This window comes from Bacillus mobilis (assembly GCF_001884045.1).
Taxonomy (GTDB): Bacteria; Bacillota; Bacilli; order Bacillales; family Bacillaceae_G; genus Bacillus_A; species Bacillus_A mobilis.
In genome coordinates this window covers 44,402-70,844 of sequence record NZ_MACF01000018.1, presented here as the reverse complement: position 1 = coordinate 70,844, position 26,443 = coordinate 44,402, and the positions used below count along the sequence as shown (strand labels likewise).

At 35.0% G+C, this 26,443-nt stretch carries 29 protein-coding genes and 1 pseudogene; 12 read left to right on the top strand and 18 right to left on the bottom strand.

Annotated elements, in window-relative coordinates:
* The first annotated feature begins 112 nt into the window (after positions 1–112).
* From BAQ44_RS01005 to BAQ44_RS30210, 4 genes are all read left to right on the top strand, one after another.
* The gene (locus BAQ44_RS01005) at positions 113–1,111 is read left to right on the top strand and encodes an NADP-dependent oxidoreductase (protein ID WP_071720295.1); all 999 of its coding nucleotides are present in this window, start codon (positions 113–115) and stop codon (positions 1,109–1,111) included.
* A gap of 176 nt (positions 1,112–1,287) precedes the next feature.
* A complete protein-coding gene (locus BAQ44_RS01000; protein WP_071720293.1) occupies positions 1,288–2,754 on the top strand; it encodes a protein adenylyltransferase SelO in 1,467 nt (488 codons plus the stop codon).
* 200 nt (positions 2,755–2,954) lie between these two features.
* On the top strand, positions 2,955–4,067 hold the full coding sequence (locus BAQ44_RS00995) for a response regulator aspartate phosphatase (protein WP_071720291.1): 1,113 nt from the start codon (positions 2,955–2,957) through the stop codon (positions 4,065–4,067).
* Positions 4,064–4,198, top strand: a complete 135-nt coding sequence (locus BAQ44_RS30210; protein ID WP_000735069.1) for a Phr family secreted Rap phosphatase inhibitor — start codon at positions 4,064–4,066, stop codon at positions 4,196–4,198. Before BAQ44_RS00995 ends, BAQ44_RS30210 begins: the two co-directional genes overlap by 4 nt.
* Before the next feature lie 144 nt (positions 4,199–4,342).
* On the opposite strand, the gene BAQ44_RS00985 is transcribed toward BAQ44_RS30210, so the two are convergent.
* From BAQ44_RS00985 to BAQ44_RS00960, 6 genes are all read right to left on the bottom strand, one after another.
* The gene (locus BAQ44_RS00985; protein WP_063262532.1) at positions 4,343–4,951 is read right to left on the bottom strand and encodes an FMN-binding negative transcriptional regulator; all 609 of its coding nucleotides are present in this window, start codon (positions 4,949–4,951) and stop codon (positions 4,343–4,345) included.
* Positions 4,952–5,081: 130 nt separating this feature from the next.
* Positions 5,082–5,609: a GrpB family protein gene (locus tag BAQ44_RS00980; protein ID WP_063262531.1), complete on the bottom strand. Its 528-nt coding sequence runs from the start codon at positions 5,607–5,609 to the stop codon at positions 5,082–5,084.
* A 23-nt stretch (positions 5,610–5,632) separates the two neighbouring features.
* The gene (locus tag BAQ44_RS00975) at positions 5,633–5,980 is read right to left on the bottom strand and encodes a DUF4260 domain-containing protein (protein ID WP_063262530.1); all 348 of its coding nucleotides are present in this window, start codon (positions 5,978–5,980) and stop codon (positions 5,633–5,635) included.
* A gap of 12 nt (positions 5,981–5,992) precedes the next feature.
* Entirely contained in the window at positions 5,993–6,961 is a 969-nt protein-coding gene (locus tag BAQ44_RS00970) for a bile acid:sodium symporter family protein (protein ID WP_063262529.1), read from the bottom strand.
* A 4-nt stretch (positions 6,962–6,965) separates the two neighbouring features.
* On the bottom strand, positions 6,966–8,357 hold the full coding sequence (locus BAQ44_RS00965) for an FAD-binding oxidoreductase (RefSeq protein WP_063262528.1): 1,392 nt from the start codon (positions 8,355–8,357) through the stop codon (positions 6,966–6,968).
* A 323-nt stretch (positions 8,358–8,680) separates the two neighbouring features.
* On the bottom strand, positions 8,681–9,079 hold the full coding sequence (locus BAQ44_RS00960; RefSeq protein ID WP_061677712.1) for a DUF2871 family protein: 399 nt from the start codon (positions 9,077–9,079) through the stop codon (positions 8,681–8,683).
* Positions 9,080–9,334: 255 nt separating this feature from the next.
* On the opposite strand from BAQ44_RS00960, the gene BAQ44_RS00955 reads away from it, so the two are divergent.
* Together BAQ44_RS00955 and BAQ44_RS00950 are read left to right on the top strand one after the other, a co-directional pair.
* Complete coding sequence (locus BAQ44_RS00955) at positions 9,335–9,838, top strand: GNAT family N-acetyltransferase (protein WP_071720289.1); 504 nt, start codon at positions 9,335–9,337, stop codon at positions 9,836–9,838.
* 191 nt (positions 9,839–10,029) lie between these two features.
* Positions 10,030–10,236, top strand: a complete 207-nt coding sequence (locus BAQ44_RS00950; RefSeq protein WP_071720286.1) for a hypothetical protein — start codon at positions 10,030–10,032, stop codon at positions 10,234–10,236.
* 50 nt (positions 10,237–10,286) lie between these two features.
* Here the strand turns inward: BAQ44_RS00950 and colA are convergent, their stop codons facing one another.
* Entirely contained in the window at positions 10,287–13,202 is a 2,916-nt protein-coding gene (gene colA, locus BAQ44_RS00945) for a collagenase ColA (RefSeq protein ID WP_071720283.1), read from the bottom strand.
* A gap of 203 nt (positions 13,203–13,405) precedes the next feature.
* A complete protein-coding gene (locus tag BAQ44_RS00940) occupies positions 13,406–14,083 on the bottom strand; it encodes an MgtC/SapB family protein (RefSeq protein WP_071720281.1) in 678 nt (225 codons plus the stop codon).
* Between the two features lie 303 nt (positions 14,084–14,386).
* On the opposite strand from BAQ44_RS00940, the gene BAQ44_RS00935 reads away from it, so the two are divergent.
* Both BAQ44_RS00935 and BAQ44_RS00930 read left to right on the top strand, forming a co-directional pair.
* The gene (locus tag BAQ44_RS00935; protein ID WP_071720279.1) at positions 14,387–14,905 is read left to right on the top strand and encodes a GNAT family N-acetyltransferase; all 519 of its coding nucleotides are present in this window, start codon (positions 14,387–14,389) and stop codon (positions 14,903–14,905) included.
* On the top strand, positions 14,902–15,819 hold the full coding sequence (locus BAQ44_RS00930; RefSeq protein ID WP_071720277.1) for a GNAT family acetyltransferase: 918 nt from the start codon (positions 14,902–14,904) through the stop codon (positions 15,817–15,819). The genes BAQ44_RS00935 and BAQ44_RS00930 overlap by 4 nt, the downstream gene beginning before the upstream one ends.
* A 21-nt stretch (positions 15,820–15,840) precedes the next feature.
* Here BAQ44_RS00930 and BAQ44_RS00925 read toward each other — a convergent pair whose 3' ends face one another.
* Positions 15,841–16,749: a VOC family protein gene (locus BAQ44_RS00925; protein WP_071720275.1), complete on the bottom strand. Its 909-nt coding sequence runs from the start codon at positions 16,747–16,749 to the stop codon at positions 15,841–15,843.
* A gap of 173 nt (positions 16,750–16,922) precedes the next feature.
* Positions 16,923–17,834: a VanW family protein gene (locus BAQ44_RS00920; RefSeq protein ID WP_061677723.1), complete on the bottom strand. Its 912-nt coding sequence runs from the start codon at positions 17,832–17,834 to the stop codon at positions 16,923–16,925.
* A gap of 531 nt (positions 17,835–18,365) precedes the next feature.
* Here BAQ44_RS00920 and BAQ44_RS00915 point away from each other — a divergent pair.
* Entirely contained in the window at positions 18,366–18,692 is a 327-nt protein-coding gene (locus BAQ44_RS00915; protein ID WP_063262520.1) for a hypothetical protein, read from the top strand.
* Between the two features lie 116 nt (positions 18,693–18,808).
* Positions 18,809–19,900 carry a DUF3900 domain-containing protein gene (locus BAQ44_RS00910; protein ID WP_000345047.1) on the top strand — a complete coding sequence of 364 codons (1,092 nt, stop codon included), beginning with the start codon at positions 18,809–18,811 and terminating at the stop codon, positions 19,898–19,900.
* Between the two features lie 394 nt (positions 19,901–20,294).
* On the opposite strand, the gene BAQ44_RS00905 is transcribed toward BAQ44_RS00910, so the two are convergent.
* Complete coding sequence (locus BAQ44_RS00905) at positions 20,295–20,642, bottom strand: hypothetical protein (RefSeq protein WP_071720273.1); 348 nt, start codon at positions 20,640–20,642, stop codon at positions 20,295–20,297.
* 262 nt (positions 20,643–20,904) lie between these two features.
* On the opposite strand from BAQ44_RS00905, the pseudogene BAQ44_RS31710 reads away from it, so the two are divergent.
* Positions 20,905–21,027: pseudogene (locus tag BAQ44_RS31710) on the top strand (hypothetical protein); the annotation flags it as partial.
* A 291-nt stretch (positions 21,028–21,318) separates the two neighbouring features.
* Here BAQ44_RS31710 and BAQ44_RS00890 read toward each other — a convergent pair.
* The 7 genes from BAQ44_RS00890 to BAQ44_RS00860 all read right to left on the bottom strand — a co-directional run bounded on the left by BAQ44_RS00890 (position 21,319) and on the right by BAQ44_RS00860 (position 25,717).
* Positions 21,319–22,164, bottom strand: a complete 846-nt coding sequence (locus tag BAQ44_RS00890; protein WP_071720269.1) for an exonuclease — start codon at positions 22,162–22,164, stop codon at positions 21,319–21,321.
* 193 nt (positions 22,165–22,357) lie between these two features.
* Complete coding sequence (gene cspB, locus BAQ44_RS00885) at positions 22,358–22,558, bottom strand: cold shock-like protein CspB (RefSeq protein ID WP_001179148.1); 201 nt, start codon at positions 22,556–22,558, stop codon at positions 22,358–22,360.
* Between the two features lie 216 nt (positions 22,559–22,774).
* Complete coding sequence (locus BAQ44_RS00880) at positions 22,775–23,674, bottom strand: hypothetical protein (protein WP_071720267.1); 900 nt, start codon at positions 23,672–23,674, stop codon at positions 22,775–22,777.
* A gap of 16 nt (positions 23,675–23,690) precedes the next feature.
* Positions 23,691–24,134: a flavodoxin gene (locus BAQ44_RS00875; RefSeq protein WP_001062768.1), complete on the bottom strand. Its 444-nt coding sequence runs from the start codon at positions 24,132–24,134 to the stop codon at positions 23,691–23,693.
* A 142-nt stretch (positions 24,135–24,276) separates the two neighbouring features.
* On the bottom strand, positions 24,277–24,897 hold the full coding sequence (locus tag BAQ44_RS00870) for an acetate uptake transporter (protein ID WP_000070938.1): 621 nt from the start codon (positions 24,895–24,897) through the stop codon (positions 24,277–24,279).
* 86 nt (positions 24,898–24,983) lie between these two features.
* Complete coding sequence (locus BAQ44_RS00865) at positions 24,984–25,379, bottom strand: NUDIX hydrolase (protein WP_071720265.1); 396 nt, start codon at positions 25,377–25,379, stop codon at positions 24,984–24,986.
* The gene (locus BAQ44_RS00860; protein ID WP_061678466.1) at positions 25,376–25,717 is read right to left on the bottom strand and encodes an ASCH domain-containing protein; all 342 of its coding nucleotides are present in this window, start codon (positions 25,715–25,717) and stop codon (positions 25,376–25,378) included. The genes BAQ44_RS00865 and BAQ44_RS00860 overlap by 4 nt, the downstream gene beginning before the upstream one ends.
* A gap of 140 nt (positions 25,718–25,857) precedes the next feature.
* Between BAQ44_RS00860 and BAQ44_RS00855 the strand changes: the two genes are divergently transcribed.
* Entirely contained in the window at positions 25,858–26,415 is a 558-nt protein-coding gene (locus tag BAQ44_RS00855; protein ID WP_063262515.1) for a CatB-related O-acetyltransferase, read from the top strand.
* Positions 26,416–26,443: the final 28 nt, after the last annotated feature.

Sequence of the window (26,443 nt, the reverse complement as noted above, 5' to 3'; positions counted from 1 at the left end):
GGGGGATCAACTGCCCATAAAAGTCCGATTGGTTCAACTAATAATCAGTGGGGGATGAAGAACCCCCCCACTGATTAAAGTTTCACTTTATTGAAATTTGGAGGTACAAGAAATGAAAGCAATGATAATTGATAAGTATGGAAAAGTTCCAATGCATATGGCAGAGGTACCTACTCCTGAAATAAATGAATATGAAGTGCTCGCAGAAATTCATGCAGCTAGTATTAACCCGATTGATTTTAAAATACGCGATGGAAAAGTGAAGATGTTACTTAAATATGAAATGCCCCTAATCCTTGGGAATGACTTTTCCTGTGTCATCGTAAAGGTTGGATCAAAAGTAACTCACTTTAAAGTCGGTGATGAAATATACGCACGCCCAAGAAAAAATAAGATTGGCACTTTCGCAGAATATATAGCCATTCACGAGGATGATGTAGCCTTAAAACCTAAAAATTTAAGTTTTGAGGAAGCTGCTTCGATTCCACTCGTTGGCTTAACATCATATCAAGCATTACATGACATCATGCACTTACAAAAAGGACAAAAGATTTTAATTCACGCTGGTTCTGGTGGTGTTGGTACTTTCGCAATTCAGTTAGCAAAAATAATGGGAGCTACCGTTACAACGACTGCTAGTGAAGCTGGTTCCGATTTAGTAAAGTCTCTTGGTGCAGATGAAATTATTAATTACAAAACAGAAAAATTTGAAGAAATGCTAAAAGATTATGATGCAGTATTTGATACAATCGGCGGTACAACACTTGAAAAATCATTCGATATTATAAAAGGCGGCGGCAACATTGTTTCCGTTTCAGGAATGCCAAATGCTCGTTTCGGTAAAGAATTTGGTTCTGGATTTTTTAAAACACTCTTATTTTCATTAGCAAGTAAAAAACTTACTGCACTTGAAAAAAAGCATAATGCTCAATATTCATTTTTATTTATGAAGCCAAGCGGGAATCAATTACGTACTATCGCAAACTATATTGAATCTGGAAAAATCAAACCGGTAATCGATCGAGTTTTCCCTTTTGAAGATGCTCAAAAAGCAATGGAATATTCAGAGGCTGGAAGAGCAAAAGGAAAAATAATCGTAAAAATTAAGTAATCATAAAAACTCCATTAAAAAAATGGAGTTTTTATATTTGCTGTTAAATAGACATAGTGCAATGAAGTCCTTACAATAGATTGCAAGGGGAAATGTCATATTATACTTTTAGCTAATTTTACAAAGAATACATACGTACAAATACATAATAAAAAAATAAACAAGGAGGAGATAAAATGACTAAAAATAATGAAGCTGGTTGGAATTTAGATAATAGTTATACGACTCTGCCGCAATCATTTTATACAGAAATCCCCCCTACTCCTGTAAATTCACCGGAGCTAGTTAAACTAAATCATTCACTCGCAATATCTCTTGGCTTTAATCCTGAAGAACTGAAAAAGGAAGCTGAAATTGCTATTTTCGCTGGTAATGCTCTCCCAGAAGGAGCTCATCCATTAGCTCAAGCATATGCAGGTCATCAATTCGGACATTTTAATATGTTAGGCGACGGTCGTGCCCTTTTAATTGGCGAACAAATTACTCCTTCAGGTAAACGTTTTGACATTCAGCTAAAAGGTTCTGGCCCTACTCCGTATTCACGCCGTGGTGATGGTCGTGCGGCACTCGGTCCGATGCTACGTGAGTATATTATTAGTGAAGCAATGTATGCACTTGATATTCCAACTACCCGCAGTTTAGCAGTTGTCACAACTGGTGAACCAACATATCGTGAAACAAAGTTACCTGGAGCAATTTTAACTAGAGTCGCTAGTAGTCATATACGTGTCGGCACATTTCAATATGCTGCAGCTCGTGGTTCTATCGAGGATCTTCAATCACTAGCTGACTATACAATAAACAGGCATTATCCAGAAATTGAGGCTCATGAAAACCGATATACTGCATTACTACAAGAAGTTATAAAGAAACAAGCAAGTCTCATCGCTAAATGGCAACTTGTTGGATTTATTCACGGCGTCATGAACACTGACAATATAACAATCAGTGGGGAAACGATTGATTACGGCCCTTGTGCTTTTATGGACAATTACGACCAAGGAACTGTATTTAGCTCTATCGATACACAAGGTCGCTACGCATATGGAAATCAGCCATATATGGCCGCATGGGATCTGGCACGATTAGCAGAATCTTTAATACCGATTCTGCACGAAGATGAAGAAGAAGCATTAAAAATTGCTCAAGACGAAATTTCTAAATTTAGCGTACAGTATGAAAACCAGTGGTTCCTTGGAATGAAAAAGAAATTAGGACTATTTAGCAACGAGGAACACGATCACTCCCTTATTGAGCAACTTTTAAAAATGATGGAGAAATTTAAAGCAGATTACACAAATACATTCCGTTCATTAACTCTTGATACGATCTCAAATACAGCTCTATTTGAGAGTCCTGAATTTAAAGAATGGTACAAACTGTGGCAATCTCGATTAGAAAGACAAGAAGAATCGAGAGAAAACGCCTACGAAATGATGAAAAATAATAACCCATCCATCATCCCAAGGAACCACCGTGTAGAAGAAGCACTAGAAGCAGCTGTCACAAATGGCGACTATAGCGTAATGGAGAAACTTCTTGAAGCGCTATCCAATCCTTATGCTTATACTACAGATCATGAAGAATACTGCGTTCCACCTGTACCGACGAATCGTCCTTATCGTACTTTTTGTGGGACTTGATTATTTAATATCTTTTAATGTGCTTTCAATTTTTGAAGGCACATTTTTTAACATAAGCATAAATCGTACATATATCACTATTCCAATCCTATTAATTGATTATCTTCGTGAAAAATGTTGAGAAATATAAGTTTTTCTTTTTAGTATTATTATTTTTGTTATCATTATTTATAAGAATATTCTAAAAAGGAGGAATCTTCATGTTTACACCCACTAAAAGTGAACAAATCACACAACTATTAAACGAATGGTACATAGAAATCCGTTTAAGACGCATTGATAGTGCAAACCGTTTTAAAGAACAAATAGATAATAAAATCAACATTTTAAAAAACGAATATCCAAAAGGTATACCTGATCAAAACTTATTACTCTATTATTCTCTACTAAATTTCAGATACAATTATTTAATTGATAACTTAGGCGTCTCTAAAGATAGCTTTAATAAAATTGAGTCGTTTGAAATTCCAACAAATAATTTCTTATCATATTACTATCATTTCTTTAAAGCTATTCACTCAGATGCAATTGGAAACTATATACTTGCGAGAGAACATTATGATACAGCTGAAGCTTTGCTTCAATACATTCCAGATGAAATTGAGAAAGCAGAATTCTACTATAAACTAGGATATTCCTACTATGATAATCAACAAGCACTTCAAGCCATCAAAGAAGTAACAAAAGCTAAAGATATGTTTTCTAATCATCTAGGATATGAAGTGAATGTAGCTTTTTGTGATAATATTTTAGGTTTAGCATGTATAAATTTAAAAGAATGGGAACTTGCTGAAGAACACTTTACAGCAGCAATGAATAAATTCCAAAAAACAGGAGTAGAAAAATTCATTTTAATGGTTCGACATAACTTAGGATGGATGTATTCAAATCAAAACCTTAATGCATTAGCTATTCGTTATCTCTCCGAAGTTGTCGAGAAATCCCCAAATCATTATAAAGCTATCTTTGCTAGCGCTTTAGAATACTATAAATTAAAGGAAATTAGCGTTGCAGACGAGCTAATAAAAAGGGGATTAAATATTAGTAACGAACTAAAACAAGAGGAGTTTCAGCATCGCTTTATGATTTTACAAGAATTAAATAACAGTTCATCTGCTAAAACATTTGAAAAAATAGCATTAGCAGGAATTAAATATTTCGAGCGAGAAGAATTATATGAAGATGTTCAGGAACAATACGAAACATTGGCAATTAAATTCTATGATGAAAACGAACATTCTGAAGCAAGTAAATATTTTTATATGGCATTACAAGCAAAAAAACAAGCAAATGCTAAAGGAGGATTAAAATGAAAAAGTTACTCTTAAGTTTTATGGGAATCGTTACAATTCTAGCATTTAGTACTGGTATAACAAGTCCAACAAAGTTAGATCATTCTAATACTAAGATACAAAGCCTTTCTGTAGGTGATGGAGGCGGTTGATCTATACATTTTTTCACACAAAAAATGAAGTCATGCATTATTGTATGACTTCATTTTTATTCGTTGAAACTTTCGCTTCTTTTTCTTAGCTCTCTTATTTCATTTCCATTACCAAAATCAATAATATATAACTTATCTTTTCTATTACAACGAATTCCACATCATCATTCTAGCAATCCCCCTACTCCCCGCACTATCAACTTTCTCAAGTTCCTCCACAACTAAATTCCGTCTCTCCACAGAATGATTTTGGCTTAACTTCGCTTTTCCTTCTATTTTATTTATCTTTATTTTGAATCCAACTATTCCCCTACTTAGGCCTGCCATATAATTCGAATCTACCTCATTTAGCGAGTATGTACTCTGTGGCTCTTCATATTTATGTACTAACTCTTGAAGTGAATTTAATAATTCCTGTTCATCCTCAACAATTTCTAATTCACCGTATACATGCACTGCAACGTAATTCCATGTTGGTACTGCATTGTTTGTTTCATACCACGATGGCGATATGTAACTGTGGGGTCCTTGGAATATAGCAAGCACGTGTTGATTCCCACTATCTTTCCACTGTTCATTCGGACGTGCGAAATGGCCATGTAAAGTTAGAGTTTCCCTATTTAATAACAAAGGCAAATGCGTTGCATATGGTTCCCCGTTATGTTGAGAAAATAATGTCGCAAAGCTATTTTGTTCCATTATTTCGTACTTCATTTCTTCATCTTGTATTGCGAAATATTTTGGTATATACATAAGTTCCCTCTTTTCCGATCTTTTATTTCTAATTATATTTAAGTCTCGTAGCATTCAACAGGGCCAGTTTATATTTGTTTTATAATGGCAGCTTTCTAAAAAGAATAGGCATCATGTATTCCATGCCGCCTTAGTTAATTTTTTCTAATATATTTGTAATAAATGCCGTCTTACCTTTACTATAGCTCGCTCTATTTTTCGACTCTCTTGCTAACTCTTTCTTTAAACTCCCATATTCAACAGCAACGTCTTCATGTTCACGAAGGTAATCCCGAAACGCTATATGTTTTCTTAACTCTTCACTATTTTTGTCACAAACATATAAATGATGTTCCATCCAAAGTGTATTTTCTTCACTCCACGGAACGAAAGCATCCTTTCTACCAAACGCCTCTCTTCCTTTGAAGCTCCAGTCTGCTTGATGGTAATACCCTATCGTTTCAAGTCTTTTTACTACTTCAGGAAAAATTTCATAATCTTCTATTACTATATCAATATCTAATATTGGTTTTGATACAAGTCCTTTAACAGCTGTACTACCCACATGTTCAACGGACAAAACAAGTTCTTCCATTGCATTGTAAATAATAATTTGTAATTTATTAAATTCATTTTCCCATTTGATGTTATATTCTTCGATAGTAATTCTCTGTTTCAATGTATCCCTCTCCTCAAAAACCATTATAACCTTTGAATATGAGTATCCTTAAAATCAGTCTCATATTTCAATCCATATCCACACATTCGATCCATTCCAATATGCGCTGTCCATATTAAGCCAATCATTATAACGGTATCTATCTTAAAATATACACCTATGATAGCTATTACTATCGATATATTATATGTGTGAAAAATATTATAAATTTTAGCACCTACATGATTATTTATCCCATACGCCAACATTGATAAATCCGGAGCTAAAAGGAATACCCAAAATATAATCCAACTAAATTCATATATCGAATACACATAAATCGTGGCTAGGAAAACAACTAGCCCTTCAATATGTACAATACGCTTTTGCATTATTCATCATTCCTATTTTTCTATATTTACCGATACATTTTCATCACTGAAAGTATTCTTTGCATTTTTTGACCAGATGGTTGCTAAAATCGGCCCTGCAATGTTATGCCATACTGCCGCTAATACACTTGGAAGTGCAGCCGCTGGTCCAAAATGTGCTGTTGCCAGCGCAACACCTAATCCTGAATTTTGCATTCCTACTTCTATTGAAATAGCTCTTCTTGTCCCTTCGTCTAGTCTCAGTACGAACGCTGTTATATATCCGAGTAAAAAGCCAAATGCATTATGGAGCATAACTGCAATAAAGATAAGAAGACCTGAAGAAGTAATGCTACTTACATTCGCTGAAACCACCGCTGAAACTATAATGATAATTGCTACAACTGATATTAAAGGAATAACAGTCATTCCTTTCGTAACAGTTGTAGGGAAAAACTTCTTCACTACTAACCCTAAAATAATAGGTAGGATAATGACTTGTACGATAGAAAGAAACATAGACATAGCATTCACTGGCATCCATTGGCCTGCAAGTAATAATAAAATAAGAGGTGTAGCAATTGGTGCTAGTAACGTTGATAACGACGTCATTGCAATAGACAACGCTAAGTTCCCTTTTGCTAAATAAACCATAACATTTGATGCAGTGCCACCCGGTACCGAACCGAGTAACACTAATCCAGCTGCTAATTCAGCTGGCAGATTCATAACGTAGGCTAGTACGTATGCGACAAGTGGCATAATAATAAACTGAGCACATACACCGATAATAACTGGCAATGGTTTTGTAGCAATGATTTTAAAATCAACAGCCTTTAATGTTAACCCCATCCCAAACATAACAACTCCAAGTAAAATCGTTATGTAACTAGTTAACCCTAGAAATGGTCCAGGAATGAAATATGCAATAGCTGCAATACAAATAACCCAAAATGCAAAATACTTTCCAGCTATATTACTTATCGCTTCTAGTACTTTCACCCCATCATCCCCTATCCTTCAATTGAAAAACTTTATTCGGATTCAAAATATTTTGCGGATCAAGAGCTTTCTTTATTTTTTCCATTACGAGTAATGCCGCCCCATGTTCTTCTTCTTGATACTTCCGTTTCCCGATTCCAACGCCATGTTCTCCCGTACACGTTCCCCCTCGTTTAAGCGCATATAAAACGATACTTTCATTTATTTCGTCACCCTTTTCCACTTCTTCTTTATCGTTCGGATCAATCATTAAGAGTACGTGGAAATTACCGTCCCCTACATGACCAAGAATACCACCAACAAGACCTACTTTATCCAACGTCTCTTTCGCATGTTGGATTGCACCAGCTAATTCTGAAATTGGTACACATACGTCTGTACTCATAAGCTTTTTACCAGGATAGCTATGAACGTAAGAATATGCTAGATTATGCCGTGCATCCCATAATTTATTTCTCGCCGCAGTTTCTGTTTCAAAAGCAACTTCTTTACATTTATGATCAAAAACAATTTCCTTCGTGAATTCAATATCTTGCTTTAGACCTGCTTCATTACCGTGAAACTCTAAAAATAGCGTAGGTTCTTCCCTGTAACTTGTTTCATTATAATGATTTACTTGTTTCATAGATAATTCATCTACAAGTTCAATTCTCGCAATTGGAATACCCGCTTGTAGTATATTAATCACAGCTTCTACTGCATCATTTATAGTTGGAAACGATGCTCTCGCAGCCATAACATGTTCTGGTATGCCGTATACTTTTAAAGTTAGCTCTGTAAAGCATCCGAGCGTCCCTTCTGATCCTACGAAAACACCATTTAAATGGTAACCTGATGATGACTTCGCTGCTAAATTTCCAGTATGTATTACTTCCCCATCAGCAAGAACGACTTCTAAATCACGAACTTGATCACGCATTACCCCGTATTTAACTGCTGTCGTTCCGCTCGCATTTGTAGCAGCCATTCCACCTAACGTTGCATCTGCTCCTGGGTCTACACTAAAAAACAATCCATACTTTTTCAATTCTTTATTAAGCTGAGAGCGAGTCACTCCCGGTTGTACTCTTACAAGAAAATCTTTCTCTCTTATTTCGAGTATTTTATTCATGAGCGAAAAGTCCATTGTAATTCCTTTTTCATATGGAATAACATGCCCTTCTAAACTAGAACCTACCCCGAAAGGAACGACAGGTTTTTTATGTTCACTCGCTACTTTCATTAATCTACTAACCTCTTCAGTCGTTTTCGGAAAAACTACTACATCAGGTAAACTACTAGCATGATAAGATTCATCTTTACTATGTAACTCTCTTACTGTCGTATTTACAACTACTCGATCTTCGGGAAGTACACCCTTTAATTCATTTACTAAACGCTCTACCGTTATTTCCATCGTATACTCGCCTACTTCCTATAAATTTGAATTACAAAATATGTTAACTTATTTCATACATAATAATCGGAAAAATTAAATAATTCAAGTTTTATACATATAAAATTCGATTCCAACTGTCGAATAAACAAAAAGAACTTGCAACAATTGCTGCAAGTTCTTTTCTATAAAGTGAAACTTTAATCAGTGGGGGGATTCATCCCCCCACTGATTATCAGCCCTCACCAATCGGGCTTTTACGGGCAGTTGATCCTCTACCTAACTTCTTTGCTTTCGTTCAATTTTGAGGTGAGGGTCTTACTGCCCGTTAATGCGGGATAAAACTACATTTTAAATGACTTCTTTATTAGCAACATAAACCAAACTAAAGTAACTGCCATTAACGAATGGGAAAACCCAACAATGTAAGTTAACCCTTTAAAGTCCGCTCCATTTAGCTGAAGAAGCCCTCTTGCTGCCAATGAGCCTAACATTAAAGTTAATGCAATGTTATGTAAAACAAACCACTTATTAAAACTTTTCGCTTCATGAAACGCGAATACTTTTGCTAATCCTAAAGCAATTAAAAAGAAGAAAAAGCCGAGTACAAGTGTATGTGTATGCAAAAGATTTAACAAAGTAGATCCTACAATCCCCTTATACTTTCCATACTCCCTAGCGAAAATCCCCGATAATAAACCGATAATCAAATACGTAAACGATGCATTATATAATTTTTTCATTATGTACCTCCTTGAGTAGAATGTGTAGTGTGTCATATTTAGTAATAATGATAGTTATATAGTAAAAACTCCTAGTTACCTAGGAGTCATTGTATAAGTATCTCACTCTTTACAATCAATCCTAATTATAAAATATCCCTTTATACAAAACAAACGAACTTTATGTGAACAAGTAGAGCATAATGAAAATATGTTGCACTTTTGTATTTCGCAACCCATACTAATTGTTATAACTATTAAAGGTGGTGCAATGGATTGATAGTTCTTGAAACTGAACGACTCGTTCTTCGCTGGTTTGATATAAAAGACGCTCCATTTATTCTTGAATTAGTAAACGATCCTGCATGGATTCAGTTTATTGGTGATAAAAGGATTAAAAACTTAGACGATGCAAAAAAATACATCTTAAACGGACCAGTTGATATGTATAATAAAATGGGCTTTGGTCTTTACTTAGTAGAGCGAAAAGAAGATCTCACTCCACTTGGTATGTGCGGTCTTATTAAAAGAGATTCATTAGAAGATGTCGATATCGGCTTCGCCTTTTTAGAGAAATTCCGTTCAAAGGGGTATGGCTTTGAATCCGCTTCTGCTGTAATAGACTACGGTGTACAGAACCTAGGTATGAAACGAATTGTAGCAATTACTACTATTGATAACATCAATTCAGGAAAGCTTTTAGAAAAAGTAGGATTGCAGTTCGAAAAGATAATTTCAGACTCAGGTGAAGATTTAAAATTATTCGGGTATAACGCGTAGAAAAAGGTCGCCATTCATGGCGACCTTTTTTACTGATTTTATAATAATAGTTTTGAGTTACATTATAGTTTGTATCATTTTTTGTGATTACCAACATACCTTACATATCACATTTTTGGAACTTTATAGAAATAACACTTCCACTTGTAAATAAATTATATTAATATATCAAATGAAGGGAGTGAGAATAAATGGAACAACATGATATTAATTCTTTAGAACAACCACTATTTTTTCTAATTCTTCAATTCATTGCATTTATATTAATCATTTGTATCTTATATGGAATCTTGTATAATGTCGTATTGAATTTAAATATGCCTAAATGGACTGCACATATGGTAGCTACCGTACTTTCCCTCGGTGTTGCCTATCAGACTTTTATAAATTTCATTTAATTTTTCTATAATGCGTAACAAAAAGGGCGCCAATCACGGCGACCTTTTTTCTATTTCACTTCTACCGTATAATTCCCTGTTCCCCCACCATACTGATACACATGTAAATAATATTTCCCTGGATACGTGTAGTAACTTCCTACTAACTTATTTCCTTCTTGCTGGGCATACGTAACATAATTATTTAAATCTGCTTCTGAATAAAGAACCCAGTTTACTCCGATATTATTTTCCTTCGTTACATTAATTTGTAGGTTTTTCGCCGTTTCTATATTAATTTCAAAATAATCACTCGTGTCACCATTTCCTAAACTAGCACGTAAAACTTGATTTAATTGCAGTTTATTCGCTGTCTGGAATGAGTTATTTGGCTCTTTTTCTACACTGTTATCTTCTTTCTTTTGAACCGTTACATTCGTTGTAACCGTATTCGTTAATCCTTTGTCATCTGTTACTGTTAATTTTGCCGTATATGTTCCTTCTTTTGTATACACGTGAATCGGATTTTGTTCATTACTTACAGTACCATCACCAAACTCCCATTTATAAGCAACAATTTTTCCATCTTCATCTTTTGATCCATCGCTTTTAAACGAAATTGCTTCATTTATATTTCCGCTATATGGACCATTTATAACCGCAACTGGTGCTTTATTCACAGTACCTTCCTCTGTATTAATACCGTGGAATACAACATCATATTCAAATTGTCCTGATGCATTTACACGATAATTTACAAAATACGCTGTTACTGTTTTATAGCCTGTCCATTCTTTTGCACTTAAACGTTTTAACGTATCATTCACGTTTTGTGTAATTGTTTTCCAGTCTTCATATTCCCCTTTTGCAGTAGTACCTGTATACGTTCCTTGTAGTGTAAATGTATTAAAGAACTGTGATTTATTTTTCTTAACTGATACATTACTTAATTTTGCTTCTGCTGTAATTTCTGCCGCAATATCTGAAACTGGTTTTGGTGCGTGAGTTGCTAAATAATCATTTGATACTAATGGAACATTATATTTCTCACGGTTATCGACTAACATTTGCATATAATCTTGATATTCTTTATTTAAATTCGCATCTTTACTTAAAGCAGAACGGTATGCATCGTATGCTGTTACATCATTTTTTCTAATAAGATCATGAATTTTGTCAAACATATCATATCTCTTATTGTACATGTACGATTGTAAAGCGAAGGAATAATTATAGAAATCCCACGTTCCATACTTTGCATTTAACGTTCGCTCTGCCGTATAACGTTCTGCTGGATTTGAAGATATCCCTCCTATAATACTCTTTCTCGGTACAACATTATCTGTTCTCGTTGCCCCTGCAAAAAACTCCGCATTCCCTTCTTCAAACCAAGATAATCTCTCATTCTCATACATCTTACCTTGTCCCCAAAGTCCTGGTACTTCATATCTACCTTGCAAGTAATGCGTGAACTCGTGTCGGAACAATTCTTCTAAACTATAAATACTTTCTTCTGGCGTACGCTCATAAGTAAAGAACGTACCTGTTCCTTCTATATAAAGGCCACCGTTATTCGTTTCATATCCGTATAATTGACGATTAAATTGATACTCAGCTGGACTATTATAAATAACCATCGTTAATACATCATCAGGATTTCCTTTTTCTAAAGGTTGATCACTTTCAACCGTACGATGGAATTGTGCCTTCACTTCTTTTGCCGCCCAATATAGACGTTTTACTTTTTCTTCTGTCACTTTATCTCCAGCTTTTAAAACAATTGCACCATCATCAAACGTATACGTTTTCGGCAAATATTTTTTCTTCCCATCTTCTCGTATTTGATCTAAATTAACAACATTTCCATTTGCATCTTTCCCGCCATAATTCGTCGCGATTTGCTCAGCCGCTACGAAATATTGCTCTCCTAAATACGGATACATTTTCATCGCGTCTGTTACAACTTGCAATCCTTTCGTTCCTGTACTATGGAACGTACCAAGTCTACCTGTATAATAAATACCATTATTAATTAACCAACCATTCTTCGCCGTCACCGTTCCAATTAAGGCAAAACGACTTAATTCATTAATATAGCTATCAATTTTTTGGTACCATACTGTATCTTTCGGTTCCTTTCTCGTATCGTACAAATACGATTGAATGTCGTAATCCACACCTTGCATAATATCGTAAATCGCATTTCCAGCTGATAGATTGTCTACCAATGTAGAAAAATTATCATTATATTGTTTAAAAATCTTTGCAGCTGATGTTATCGTTTCCACATCACTCGAAGCATTTCCTATTAATTTTCCGTATGATGATACAACTCTATTTTGTTCTAACGTACCGAGTTTGAAATTCGAGTTATTCGCAATCGTTTTTAATGCAGGTAAGCATTTATCATGATAGCTCCGCTCATTTAGTTTACTTAATTCTGTATGATAAAATCCTAAATAAAATCCTGATCGTAATACCTCTACTAAAGTTTCAATCCCTTTTGAATCATCCTTCGTATAAGCTTGTCCTTGCTGCTTCAATTTATCAATAATTGCCTGCATCCTACTATCATTTTGATAGAATGCAAGGCTATCCTTATTAAATTGAAATAGACCCGTAATTTGCTCCCAATCAATTGTTACAAGTAAATCTACTAACTGCTGATTACTTAATTGATTTAATTCAGCAATTGTATAAGTTTTCGCTGCAGCTAATTGCTTACTTTCTTTTTTCACTTCAGGTGGTCTTTGCGACAAATCAGCAAGTTGTAGCCTTTTCTCAAAAGACTTATTTTCAAGCACTTTTGATGAATGAGCTAATTCTTGCACTGGTAATTGTACACCAACCGGCTCCATTTTGAGCACATTCCGATAAGAAACTTGCTCTCCCTTTGTACTTTCTGCCAATGTGCTCCCTTGGAAACTCCCTAACATTAAACTAGCAAAACTTACCCCTACTAACACTTTTTTTGAATAGCCTTTCATGCTCTCCCCTACCTTACATTTTTTAGTGTCCCGCACCATTATTTTACTATTCTTACTTTTTATTCTGTATTGAGAAAAAATAAGGGAACGTTCACACATGTATCCATGCCTAGCAAAACTAACACTTGACTTTATGTGAATTTTATATCAAAAAAAGATAGATAATAGCGAAATTCCTGCTACATCTATCCTCGTTTTCAACGCTATGATTTTAACTTTATAAACGTAACTTCCTGTAATGTTTGCATATGCTGAATAAATTCATTCTTTTCTTCTGACGATATATTTTTCAGCTGCATCCCTACCTTATAAACTATTTCTGTACCTTGCTGTAAAGCTTCTACTTCATATGAAAGTATTGGAATACCTTTCACTTGTAGCATTTCTACTATTTGTTGTACCACTTCATGTTTATTTATACACATTTGCACTGTTATATTTTGCGGAAATAAAAATTGCACCTTAAAAATACGACTCACAATCTCTAAACCAATTAAAACGAGAATTGTCGCTCCAATCCCTACTACATACATGCCAGCACCAATTGCTAATCCAATTCCGGCTGTAGCCCATAAACCAGCTGCTGTCGTTAATCCTTTCACCGCCTGCTTTTGTATAATAATTGTACCTGCACCTAAAAACCCTACACCACTAACAACTTGTGCTGCAATACGGCTCGGATCAAGAGCCATATGTTCCTCGTTCATAATATCTGAAAAGGCATATTTTGAAACGACCATTATTAAAGCACTTCCTACCGCTACTAGGAAATGTGTTTTTAATCCCGCCTCTTTTGATCGAATTTCCCTTTCAATACCAATTATTGCTCCTAACAAACCCGCAACACCGATTCGTATAATTAGATCAACATCTACACTCACGAGTCCTTCCCCCTTTCGTTCATTATAGATAGATAAAACAAAAATTATCACACACATCTATTTATCGATATAAAAGCATTTCATTAAAATATACTTAATATCCCAGGTGATTTATGTTAATATTTTTAATATTAACATAAAATGAATTCAATCTACTTTTTATACGAAAAACCATAAACTGTACTTTCCATTTAAAAACGAGATATGGATTGCATAAAATGAGGTTGAGAAAGTTAAGAAAACGTTTTCATTTTGTGTCGTAATTTTTTAAAAATACTACATAAATAAAGGGGATTACCAACAATGAACGTCTCTTTACTAACACCTACTACTGATTTACAAGAAGAATACTTAGATTTTTATAAAGAATGGAAAGATAGCGGTGAAACGATGATTCCATGGGTTATCTCAAAAGATCCATCTAATTTCATAGCAATGATTCAAGAACTTCACGATGCGCATAACGGCATAAATCTTCCTGAATCTTGGGTACCAGACTCTACATATTGGCTCGTCACAGATGAAAATAAAATTGTAGGGGCTGTTAATATACGTCATAGTTTAACCGAACATTTATTTAACGCTGGAGGTCATATTGGTTATGGCATTCGCCCTTCTGAAAGAAAAAAAGGTTATGCTACGAAGTTATTAGAATTGTCGCTAGAAAAAACGAAGGAATTAAACATCGAGAAAGTACTTGTCGTTTGCGACGAAGTGAATACTGCTTCTGAAAAAACAATTTTACATAACGGTGGGCTTCGTGATGATGATTTCACTGAAGAAGATGGAAATGTAGTAAGAAGGTTTTGGATTAATCTATGAAAAAGTCATCCAATGAAAATAATCTTATTATAGAGAAATATAGTAGAAGTAACGAGCTAAAAGGAAAACAACTTATTGATTTATATAGTGAAGACTCTTATCTATTTAACTTATTACGAGATAGTAAAACAAAATGTGCGTATGTTGCCTGCTATAGAAAAGATGTAGTAGGCATCTTTTTCACTTGGAACAGTAGCTTCCATCCATACTGCACATACTTTCGAATATATACGAACCCTCTCTATTCAGAGCTACACATAGAACAATTTTTATTAAACGAGATTCTAAAACGAGAAAACTTCAAATTACCATTACAAACCTCTATATGGGAAACATCGGCTCATTTACAAGCCTATTATGAAGAACATAATTTTACGGAAATCCGAAGAACTTATATGCCAATGTTAGACGTACAAAAAATCATCCCTATCGATACAATGCTTCATTCAAATTATGATGTACAAAGCTTATCAAACATCTTGTCCAATAATAGTTTCTTTGAAAAGCTAGCTCACTTAGTAAAAACGAATTATGAGGATACTCACTTAGCAAATCCGGTTGCCTCATTCCCGCTCGAAGCTTGGAAAGAACAGATCTTAGCTGATGACGTATTACTAGATGGGAGCTTTGTAATGATAGATGAAGAGAATGAAATTATTGCGTACTCTTTCCTCCATACATCAGAAAAGACTAATACAGTAGAACTAGGATGGGGCGGGACCCACACTACAGAAAATTTACCCTTACTGAAACTTCTCGTTTTCAAACAAGTTATGTATGCAAGTAAACACGGTTATTCTTTCATTCAAGGTGAATTCGATTCAACGAGTATACATGCAATGGAAATATTAAAATCCTTTCCTTTCAATCCTTGTGCTACTTGGATTACATATCAAAAAGAAGCCGGAAAGTGATTATTCACCTTCCGACTTCTTTTATGCTGTTTCTATTTCAAACTGCACTGTAATACCGCTAGGATCTACTACTGTAAATCCGTTTGTATTTTCGTTTACTTTATGTTGTTTTTCTATTAATCTTTCTTTCACTTCATCTAACGCTTCTTTATGCGGTAATACAATTGTATACACTTTAAGTCCAGTTGCATGTGCGGGTGGGTGTGGATTATTTACGCCGTTCCACGTATTTGCACCTATATGGTGATGATATCCTCCTGCTGAAATGAATAAGCAGTCATCTTCGCGTTGTTGCACTTCAAACCCTACTGTCTCTACATAAAACTCATGTGACTTCTCTACATCAGCTATTCGTAAATGTACGTGCCCAACGACAGTATTAGCAGGTAATCCATCAGCCTCATAATCAACGAGTGTTGCCAGTTCTTTTAAATCTAGCGGCGTACTTCCTCCTGGTCCTTCTCCCCATTGATCACGCGGACGGTCTGCGTAAATTTCAATACCATTTCCCTCTAAATCTTGTAAATAAAACGCTTCGCTATACGTATGATCACTTGCACTATTAAACCTTGAAATTGGTAAAATTTCATTAGAATATGTATAACGCCCTTCTTGTTCAGCTGGGCTATCAATTACATTCTTGTTACGAATCACCCCAAATAAAGCCGAAGCAAAGGCTTCACGAGTCGGAACTAAAAAGGCTACATGATATATACCAGTCGTACGTGGCTCTTGCAGTACCCCATCCTCTAACTTTTCAAGAACAAGTAACGTGTTCTTTCCACCTTGTCCTGATAAATATGCTTTATTCCCCTCTTGTTTAATTACTTCTAGGCCTACTACACTCTCATAAAAAGCAATTTGACGCTCTAAATCTTGCACTTTAAATTCAACATGACCAATACGTGTTTGCGGATGAATTTGTATCATGAATAACTCCATCTCCTTATCCCAATATTTTTCCATTACATATTACCGTTACTTTGAAGGATACAACTAAAACCACCCTATGTAAATAAGAAAAGTCAGAATTTATACACTTTTTCTTTTCATAATAAAAAAGTCACCTCTTCTAACTTTCAGAAAAGGTGACTTTATAACTCTTATTTCATTTTATGTACTTCAGCAACTAATTTTCCACCTTGAATACCCATATAAAGCTTCACAGGTGCATCATTCGTGTTTTCAAACACTAAGTCTAAGTATGGATATGCAATTGTAGCATCTCTTCCTTGTGGAACGTAACCTACCGTTTTAGAATGTGTCGTTCTTTCTACCATTTTCAAACCAGCTTGATCTGCTGCATTGTATAATGTTGATGATGTTTGACAAACACCGCCGCCATATCCATCTACTAATTTACCATCTACAATTTCTTTTCCTAATTGATATCCTTTATCTGGCGTTGTATCACCAATTAATGCATTGAAAGAGAAACTGTCTCCTTTTGCTAATACAACTCCATTTATGCTCGCTGCTGACAAACGGATATTCTCAATACGGCCACCTGCTGAGCCACCTAAATTCGTTTCATATCTACCAATTACCGTACCACTTCCTTGCGCATCACTTAGTGTTGCAGTAGGCTTTTTCTCAACAATAGGTAATTGATATGAAGAATCCCACATACCAACATTTAATAATTTATCTACTAATTCTTTTTCCATTAATTCATAAGAAGGTTTTCCTTCCTGCCAACTTCCATCAGATGCTAAACGTGAAGGAACCATCTTTTTGTCAACGTTTTTACCAACTTCCTTAGCAACCTTCGTTACCGATTTTTTAAATTTTGCTTCGTCTTCAAAATAACCTAGACTCGATAAATCTAGCTTTTTCACTTCCGCACCAGTTCGACCATCCACTAAACTAATAGAATCCTGAACCTCTGCTTTAGCCTCTACCGTGTGTCCACCAATATCACTTACTAATGCAACATCACTTACTTTTGCACCACAACCACTCACTATAGCTACACATAACACCCCAACTAATATACCCTTTACTTTACGGAACAATATACTCTCCCCTTTTTCCCAATATTACTTTTATGTATTATTTCATTTTTATGTATGTTTTGTTACAATCATTTTACAATATATTTATAAATTGTTACAAGTTATTTTTTACTCTATATAAATTACCCTTTTCTTTTCCAAATGTCTATACATATTTACATAAAAGTTTGAGTTTGATTGAATTGTAACCTTTATGTAACCTCATTATATTATCCAGTATATACCATAAAACGAACGAAATACAAATGTAAAAACTCCATATTCTTATTTATAAAGGAACATCCTGTGAACATAAAGTGAAACTTTAATCAGTGGGGGTTTTCTTCATCCCCCACTGATTATTAGTTGAACCAATCGGACTTTTAGGGGCAGTTGATCCCCCACCTAACTTCTTTGCTTTCGCTGCATTTTGAGGTGGGGGTCTTACTGCCCATTAAAGCGGGATAAATAGGTATTTGCCGTGCCACCGCTCCGCTTTTGCACATACATTATGGTGAAATTAACCTATTTTAAAGAAATGGAGGATGTTTTATGTACCCCTACAATCCATACGATCCATATAACCAAAATGGTTATCAGCCTCAATATGATTTACAAGCACAATACCAGCAATATATAGATCCGGTAGAACAAGTTAATCCATATGATCAAAATCGACAATTCCAACTTCCAATCTCTTTTCCTGGTACTGGAAATCGTCAACTAGAAAGACGAGTAAATGAGCTTGAACAAAGAGTACGTCAATTAGAAAACACGGTTGAGCGTCATACACGTAGATTAAACCGCTTAAACCAACGTTTACGTACAATAGAAAATAGACTAAACATTCCATTTTCAGCATTAGAAGACGGATTTTAATTTCGAAAGGAAAAAATATATGAAGGAAGGGGCTCCCCCTTCCTTATATAAATTGACGAAAGTTTTTTCCATCTCTATACTGATAAGAGTTAATGAAATGAAACAAGGTGATAAATATGGATTTTGAAATAAATTATCTTTCCTTTTATGTTGTACAAGTAGAAGGAAAAGGTGAAGCTGTTGATAAACGCTACAAACATTTTCAAACATTAGACGCTGAAGAATATGAAGATAGCTCCTTAAAAGAATTTTTGAATGGTGAATTATTAAAAATTTCAAAGCGAAAAGTAGAACGTCATGCGAAAACAGAACAAGCTCCGACAAAGATTGGTCGCTTCATTGTAGAAGAAGGACACGAACTTGATTCAAACCCTCATTACAACCTATTTAATCGCATTCGCTTTGCAGAAACTAAAGAAAACTTTAAAGATATGAGCGAACCTCTCGTTTATACATATCTTGACACAAGTGCTGTACGCGGTGGTGTATTTTTAATTGCGCAAGCAAAACTACGCAAATACTTTGATGATCCATTCGTTTTCGTTATGAAATGTGACTTTGAACCGAAAGTTGCTTCAATTTCAGATGAATCTACACTGATTCGTAACGTTGAAATGGCCATCACAACAAAAAACATGAAATCTATCCAATATCCGTACATGCCTGAAGAAGGTATGGTCGAAGTGGGCGAATTAAAAATTCACCAAGCATCACACGCCCGCTACTTTGAAGACTTCTTAAAATTCGTCGAATACGAACGCTCTATGCCTGAAATTATGAAAACACAAGTAATGGACATGGTATATGACCAAATTGAAGATGTATTTGAAGAAGGTACGGAAGAACGTGAACAATTCGACCAAGCGATGGAAGTATGGGCTGCCAGTCCGAAACGTGAAATTATGGAACAATTTTCAACCGAAGAAGTAATGGAAGCTACAGCTCAAATCGTCGAGCATGCTCCTGAAGTGGAATTAAAGCTAAAAGCAGACCATATCTCTGTAAAGGCCCTGCTCGCTGATTTCGGGGATCAAATACATATCGCAAAGGTAAATGACCGATACGTATTAATGATTGAGGCTGATACACTTACGTTTGAGAAAGGCTTCTCTCCAATTGAGTTTCTGAAGCCGGATGAGTTGCAAGATGTGATTGAACGGATTGAGAATAAGCAGCAGTATTCTTATGACCCGAACGGGATTGAATAAAGTGAAACTTGAATCAGTAGGAGTTTTGTTTATCCCCACTGATTATTAGTTGAACCAATCGGGCTTTTACGGGCAGTTGATACCCCACCTAACTTCGTTGCTTCAGCTGAATTCTAAGATGGGGGGTCTTACTGCCCGTTAATGCGGGATAAATGCTTCCATATAACTATTTTTCCTGAGCGCTGTTAACAAGCGCTCTTTTATTTGTGGGGCATAGTTGATATTTATAAAAAAACCGATTCTACTAAGAATCGGTTGCTCTGTTTTATAACAATATATGCTTATTTTTTAACTCAAGATGACATTTGTTGCGGAATCTAGTAGATTCCTTCCTTTATTGTACAAGCGTATTTCCATTAGAGTAGTCACTATGTATGTGATTAAAATGAAAATTTCACTTTACTACCTCAAATTTATTGTACTCGTAAAAAGATAATTGAAAACGATATTCTGGATGCTCTCTCACCCAATCGTAAGCTTCTTCTAAAATATCCATTTTGTTTTGTAAGTCATTCAGTTCACTACATTCGTCCCTTTTCTGTTTGCACAGAGGGCAGAATCCATTCACTATTTCGGCACTCGTTGCCCTAATAGTTTTACTTTCTAAGTCAACTACTAGACGAAGAAGAAGAGAATGCTCTTCTTTTGTAGTCACGGTCATTTCAGCAATCCCATCCTCATTCCAAAAGACTCCATTTAATTCCATCTGTACCGTGACGTCTTTAATATCCATATCTATCACTATCGCACCCCCCTTGTATAAATTCTTATCTTACCCTCCGACTTTAATCTATAATACACCGCAACTTAAAGATATATTAAGCATTTTCCAAGTCTTCTAAATTAAGTTACCTTTCCTTTCATTTATACATATACTACTATAGATTAAACTTACTTTAATAGAATGGAGGATATATATGGGGTGTTACAATTCATCAGAAAGAAGAATATTCGAACTTGAACAAAAAATAAATAAGTTAAACTTTCAAGTGAATAACTTAAATGAAAGAGTTCATCAATTAGAAAATACAGTTGAGCGACACACCCGCCGGCTGAACCGTTTAAATCAACGTTTACGTACTATAGAAAACAGATTAAATATTCCGTTTTCAGAAAATGAATATTAACTCGTTAATTCGAACAATGTAAACAATGCTTTTCCTATTATATTTCAAACTGGAAATTCACGTTATCTCTCCCTAAATAATGAATCCTCTGCGTAATCTTCTCTCTTTTTTGTTCTATTTCTCACACTACTCTCAATTATCTTTCTTAGAAAACAAATAATATGTACATTCGTACTAACAACAATAAAATATTCCATTACTAATACGGGACAAGCCGGAAATTTTCCAACTAAACCTCAGCGACTTAATCCTGAAGTTTAGTTGTACATATGAATAAAATAGATTATAGCACTAACTTTCTTCTACTACTTTCTCCATCTCAGCCAAATGCCTAATCAGCCTTTCCGCCTTTCTAACCGCCGTAGGAAAATGCTTTTTCAACAGTTCTATTGTAGATTCGCTTATATAGTATCTTTCCGTTATATTTTCCCACGTGTCACTATTTTCAAATGTACTCCAAATGAAAGGACGCTCTGTATTTTTTCTCATTTCTTTAAATACCCATTTGCGCATCTTTTTTTTCGCTTTTTCTGTTAGTTTTCCGTTCTCTACAAGTTCAAGTTCACCATGTCTTTTGTACCGTTTATGAATATCTCTCTCGCTATATACTTTAAGAAGTATCTTGGCTGTATTTTCAGCATCTGCTAAAGCTCGGTGTTGCTTTCCTTCCCATGTTAAACCAAGCTGTTCTACTGCAAATTGTAAACTTGGTGTATGCTCAAATAGTTCTTCATACGCTTGGAAAACAAATTTCTGTAAATCAAATTTCCTCTCTTTTTCCATACTTGGACATTCTATACCGTGTAACGTACAATCATGAGATAGAAAACGATAATCTTCTCTTCCCCACGAAACAAATAGAGAGTCTTCTCCAATAAACTGAATAAATTTCTCTATAATTTGCGGGAAGTTCTCCACACCAATTAAATCTTCCTTTGTAATTCCCGTTAATTTTGTCGTATGCCGAGTAAGACGTGCACTCGGTTTTACTAACTCTGAAAATTCTCCAATTACCTTCATTGTACTTACTTCTATTTTTACAGCCCCGATATCAACTATCTCTGACGGATCTTCTGATTTATACGGCCTAAAATTTCTCTCTATATCAAACACAATAAAATGTGTAGCGTTTTCCAATTTATTTACCTCTTTCTACATTCCTTTTCACACACATACTCTATTTTCAGTATTTATTTATTCATTCATGCACTTTATGCATGAAATACTTCGTCTAAAAACGAAAATTAAATCTCATTATGCTATGTACATAGGAGGCTATTCAATAAAAAATGCAAAAAAAAAGAAGGGCAAGCCCTTCTTTTTTCCGTAATTACTTCTTGTTAACGTTTGTAGCTTGAGGTCCACGGTTACCTTGTTCTACTTCGAAAGTAACTTCTTGGCCTTCTTCTAAAGTTTTGAAGCCGTCGCCTTGGATAGCTGAGAAATGAACGAATACGTCTTCTCCGCCTTCAACTTCGATGAAACCGAAACCTTTTTCTGAGTTAAACCATTTTACTTTACCGTTTTGCATTTAAAAAATCCTCCTACAATGTACCTATATGTACATATTCATTTTCAACCACTTTACAATAATACTTCAGACATTAAAAAACTGCAACCCCAGAGGAGATTTAACATTGCTATCCTCCTCGGAAGTTACAGCTCATTTAAATCTCTATATTATTAAAAGTAAAATGGTTTAGATATAATATATCATATCACTATAATAAAAGCAAAGTTTTTTTTGCTATATAACTTTTTTCTTCCGCTGCATTGCTTTTGATTCACCTGATCCAGCTACAACATAGCCCTCTTTTTGGTTAACAATGCGCCAGCCATGCCCTTTAACTGAGTCACATACTGTAACAAGTCCTTCTTCTAGGAGTACACGACAAACCGTACTAATTCCCGCCTTATTTTGCGTTGACGTTGTATATAGCACATGTTGATCTACACTTAAGGCTAAATAGCTACTTGCTTTCTGCTCACTTTGACATGTGTGCCAATGTATTTTTTCACTATCAATACTTTCATCTATTTTACAAAAAGAAATATTCCCGCTACTCCCCTTGCACGACCCACTGGCTGCTACTATATAAGAATTGTGTAAAGTCAACGCTGAGATCATCTGATTTATCACGATCTTAATCCTCTTTAATTTACGTGTCTCCAAATTAAAGAGCCAAACACCACCATATTTAGCATGTATTTTCGTACCGATAAATAAGTAATGTTTATATAAAAATAACGATCGAATAGATGGTGCCTCGCCACCATACTCAAGAAATGGATGAATGGTTTCCCATGTCGAACCAAAATCATTCGAATGATACAACGTTTTATCTCCATGAGCAATGACAGTTCCTTGTACATTACTACACACATTCCAACTCGTTGCTTTTGTTGGAAAACGCTGCACCGTCCAGTTCTCTCCACCATTCATACTACGAATAAAAATCCCTTCGTCCCCTACACCATACACTACATTATCCTCGCTATGTAAATCCCTAATTCGTTTTTGAAAACCATTTAAAATTTGTTTCCATTCTCCGTCTTGTTCAATAAATAAGCCATTATATGTAGTAGCTAACATAAGTTTTCCATCTCTTAACTTTGTGATAGCGGTCGCACTTAGCATTGTCTCCACGTTGACACTCCCATTCTTAGAACTTCTCAGCAAATGCAATTGCAAAATTACTGCATTTTTCAACATCCTCTTCATCTTCTGGAGCTAGTTCAATTTTCAACCCTTCTTGTACAAGCTCTGCACCGCGTTCTACAAGTTTCTCTTCAAATATCGTTACCGCTTCACAAAACAGTTCATACGCCGTATCCCCTGATCCGAATACCGCTACTTTTTTCCCTGATAAATCTATATTATCCAAGTCATCATGGAAATCTTCCGCTTCAAATGGTAGTTCACCATCGCCCCACGTATAAGATCCTAAAATAATTCCATCATAGACTAACAATTCTTCTGCATCCATGCCTTCCATTTCTTGTAATACTACTTCATGATCAAAAGCATCTAAACTAACTTTAATTAAATCAGCAATACTCTCTGTATTTCCTGACATACTTGCATAAGCTATTAAAATTTTCGCCACTTCGGCATCCCCCTCTTACAATAAATGATTCTCATTCTCATTATATTAATAATGAGAATCAATTTCAATTATATTTTTTATTATTTCCGTTTACTTCATACAAAAAAGCACAGATGACTATACAATCATCTGTGCTTTTTTATTACTTTTTAAAAATACCAAACGGCTTTCCAACTGGTAAAACAACTTTTCCGAAGTGTGTATTTAACACTGCTGCTGCTGAACCATAGAAAGATAATAATGAAATAAGAAGTTCAGAATATGCTGCTAAATTATGCATTGCATGCGGCATAACACCTAAAGTACTTAATGAAAGACCGATAAATAAGAAATCAATAAGGACGAAAATCATAAATAATACTTTATGTGTTTCCATTGCACCAATTGTCATAAAGATCGTGAAAATCAAATATCCGATAAAGGCTACCCCAAGCTGTTTTGAATCTGCAGCTTGTGCTAATTTTTCGCCAAATACTCCAAGTTGAATTAACCAAGTCATTCCAACACCTAACCAAAATAGGCCGTATGCACCGAATGCTGTTGTACCGAACGTATTGTTATGCTTTGCATCGTGAATGCACGCAAAGATTTGTGCGAATCCTCCTAAAAAGATTGCCCATGGTAATACAAGTGAAACGCCATCTGTTAAGCCTAACTTTTGAGATGATGCTACAAGTGTTACCATCGCTAATCCAAATAGTCCAATTCCAGATGGATCCGCTGTTGTCATTTTCACATGATGTGTAGTAGTTTGATTGCTCATATAAACCTCCTGATTATAAACATACTCGAATACAATACTTAAATCAGAAGACTATGTCAATGGTTTTTTTTGTATGTTGTCAGACCTTACATTTTGTAATGATTGAAAATACTTCCGACCACTTCATACGGTTTTATATTCACTTTTTTCAACTCATGTATCGGCATCCACAATGGAATATAAATCCCTCTATCTTTCAGCTCGAATTCCTCAGCTTCACCACTTCCGAAAACTCCATCTGTAATATAGGCATTATAATAATACTCCGTACCCTTATACTCCACCGTTGCAATTAGATGCTCCACTTCTATATGTACCCCTAACTCTTCATATACCTCTCGCTTCGTTGCTTCTTCAGGTGTTTCTCCTTTTTCAATTCCTCCGCCTGGAAAAACATAATATGTTTCCCCTTCTCGAATACGTTTTATAAGAGCAATTTTACCTTCCTGCACAATGATAGCCGCGCCGCGATTTCTTATCATTTTATTCCCTCAATACCAATCGCAACTGTTCCCCACTTTTGTTCTTGTTCTTTCGTATATATTTTGTATGTATTTTCTAGCATCTCCTCCAAACTATCATTTTCACAATCCAATAATTTTTTATCAATTTGTTCGTACATTGCTTTAAAACTTTCGTATCGTTTTATTTCCGTTACTTTTACAGTCATCGTTGCTGACGTCGTAAGGTTCGTAAATACAATATGATCTCCTTGTTTTATAAGCTGACGTTTTGTATCGTATAAACGTACTTCATATACTTTTTGTCCTGATTGAATTGATTGAAAAGGTTTATTATATAACCCCATTTCGTATATCATTCATTCCACTCCTTTTTTATTCGTTGCATCTACTACTATATTTGTACATTACCAATTCATACAACACAGTTCGACTTATTCTAAGTTGCATATAATGTTCCATATCCATTACTTGCTTTAGAGAGGATGCTAAAATTGGTATGTTATATTTAAATCAAAATCCTGAATATAATAAATATGATATCGGTGATTATACTTACAGTAAAGTAGGTCCAACTATTTTTTCTTGGAATGATGAAACAAAATTAAAAATAGGTAAGTTTTGTTCATTAGGGGAAGAAGTCGTGTTCATACTTGGTGGTGAACATCGCGCAGACTGGATAACGACTTACCCATTTAATGCACTTTTTGATGAAGGAGCACATATTACTGGTCACCCTTCTTCAAAAGGTGATATCGTAGTCGGCAATGATGTATGGATTGGTTATCAATCCTGCATTTTATCTGGTGTTACGATTGGTAACGGTGCCATTATTGGTGCAAAGAGTGTCGTTACAAAAGATGTACCACCATATGCAATTGTAGCTGGTAATCCTGCAAAATTTGTTCGATATCGTTTCCCGCAGGAAATCATTGAAAAACTAGAAAATCTCGCATGGTGGGACTGGGATATTTCTGTTATAAAAGGAGCCATTCCATTTCTACTTTCCAACAAAATTAACGAGTTTTTTACCTCGCCCGAAAATGAATCTATATGATCAATACACATAAAAAGAGCATCCTATT

Coding starts and splice junctions, on each gene's coding strand:
- BAQ44_RS01005 (WP_071720295.1), top strand. CDS start 113: ATGAAAGCAATGATAATTGATAAGTATGGAAAAGTTCCAATGCATATG.
- BAQ44_RS01000 (WP_071720293.1), top strand. CDS start 1,288: ATGACTAAAAATAATGAAGCTGGTTGGAATTTAGATAATAGTTATACG.
- BAQ44_RS00995 (WP_071720291.1), top strand. CDS start 2,955: ATGTTTACACCCACTAAAAGTGAACAAATCACACAACTATTAAACGAA.
- BAQ44_RS30210 (WP_000735069.1), top strand. CDS start 4,064: ATGAAAAAGTTACTCTTAAGTTTTATGGGAATCGTTACAATTCTAGCA.
- BAQ44_RS00985 (WP_063262532.1), bottom strand. CDS start 4,951: ATGTATATACCAAAATATTTCGCAATACAAGATGAAGAAATGAAGTAC.
- BAQ44_RS00975 (WP_063262530.1), bottom strand. CDS start 5,980: ATGCAAAAGCGTATTGTACATATTGAAGGGCTAGTTGTTTTCCTAGCC.
- BAQ44_RS00965 (WP_063262528.1), bottom strand. CDS start 8,357: ATGGAAATAACGGTAGAGCGTTTAGTAAATGAATTAAAGGGTGTACTT.
- BAQ44_RS00960 (WP_061677712.1), bottom strand. CDS start 9,079: ATGAAAAAATTATATAATGCATCGTTTACGTATTTGATTATCGGTTTA.
- BAQ44_RS00950 (WP_071720286.1), top strand. CDS start 10,030: ATGGAACAACATGATATTAATTCTTTAGAACAACCACTATTTTTTCTA.
- colA (WP_071720283.1), bottom strand. CDS start 13,202: ATGAAAGGCTATTCAAAAAAAGTGTTAGTAGGGGTAAGTTTTGCTAGT.
- BAQ44_RS00935 (WP_071720279.1), top strand. CDS start 14,387: ATGAACGTCTCTTTACTAACACCTACTACTGATTTACAAGAAGAATAC.
- BAQ44_RS00930 (WP_071720277.1), top strand. CDS start 14,902: ATGAAAAAGTCATCCAATGAAAATAATCTTATTATAGAGAAATATAGT.
- BAQ44_RS00925 (WP_071720275.1), bottom strand. CDS start 16,749: ATGATACAAATTCATCCGCAAACACGTATTGGTCATGTTGAATTTAAA.
- BAQ44_RS00915 (WP_063262520.1), top strand. CDS start 18,366: ATGTACCCCTACAATCCATACGATCCATATAACCAAAATGGTTATCAG.
- BAQ44_RS00910 (WP_000345047.1), top strand. CDS start 18,809: ATGGATTTTGAAATAAATTATCTTTCCTTTTATGTTGTACAAGTAGAA.
- cspB (WP_001179148.1), bottom strand. CDS start 22,558: ATGCAAAACGGTAAAGTAAAATGGTTTAACTCAGAAAAAGGTTTCGGT.
- BAQ44_RS00870 (WP_000070938.1), bottom strand. CDS start 24,897: ATGAGCAATCAAACTACTACACATCATGTGAAAATGACAACAGCGGAT.
- BAQ44_RS00865 (WP_071720265.1), bottom strand. CDS start 25,379: ATGATAAGAAATCGCGGCGCGGCTATCATTGTGCAGGAAGGTAAAATT.
- BAQ44_RS00860 (WP_061678466.1), bottom strand. CDS start 25,717: ATGATATACGAAATGGGGTTATATAATAAACCTTTTCAATCAATTCAA.
- BAQ44_RS00855 (WP_063262515.1), top strand. CDS start 25,858: ATGTTATATTTAAATCAAAATCCTGAATATAATAAATATGATATCGGT.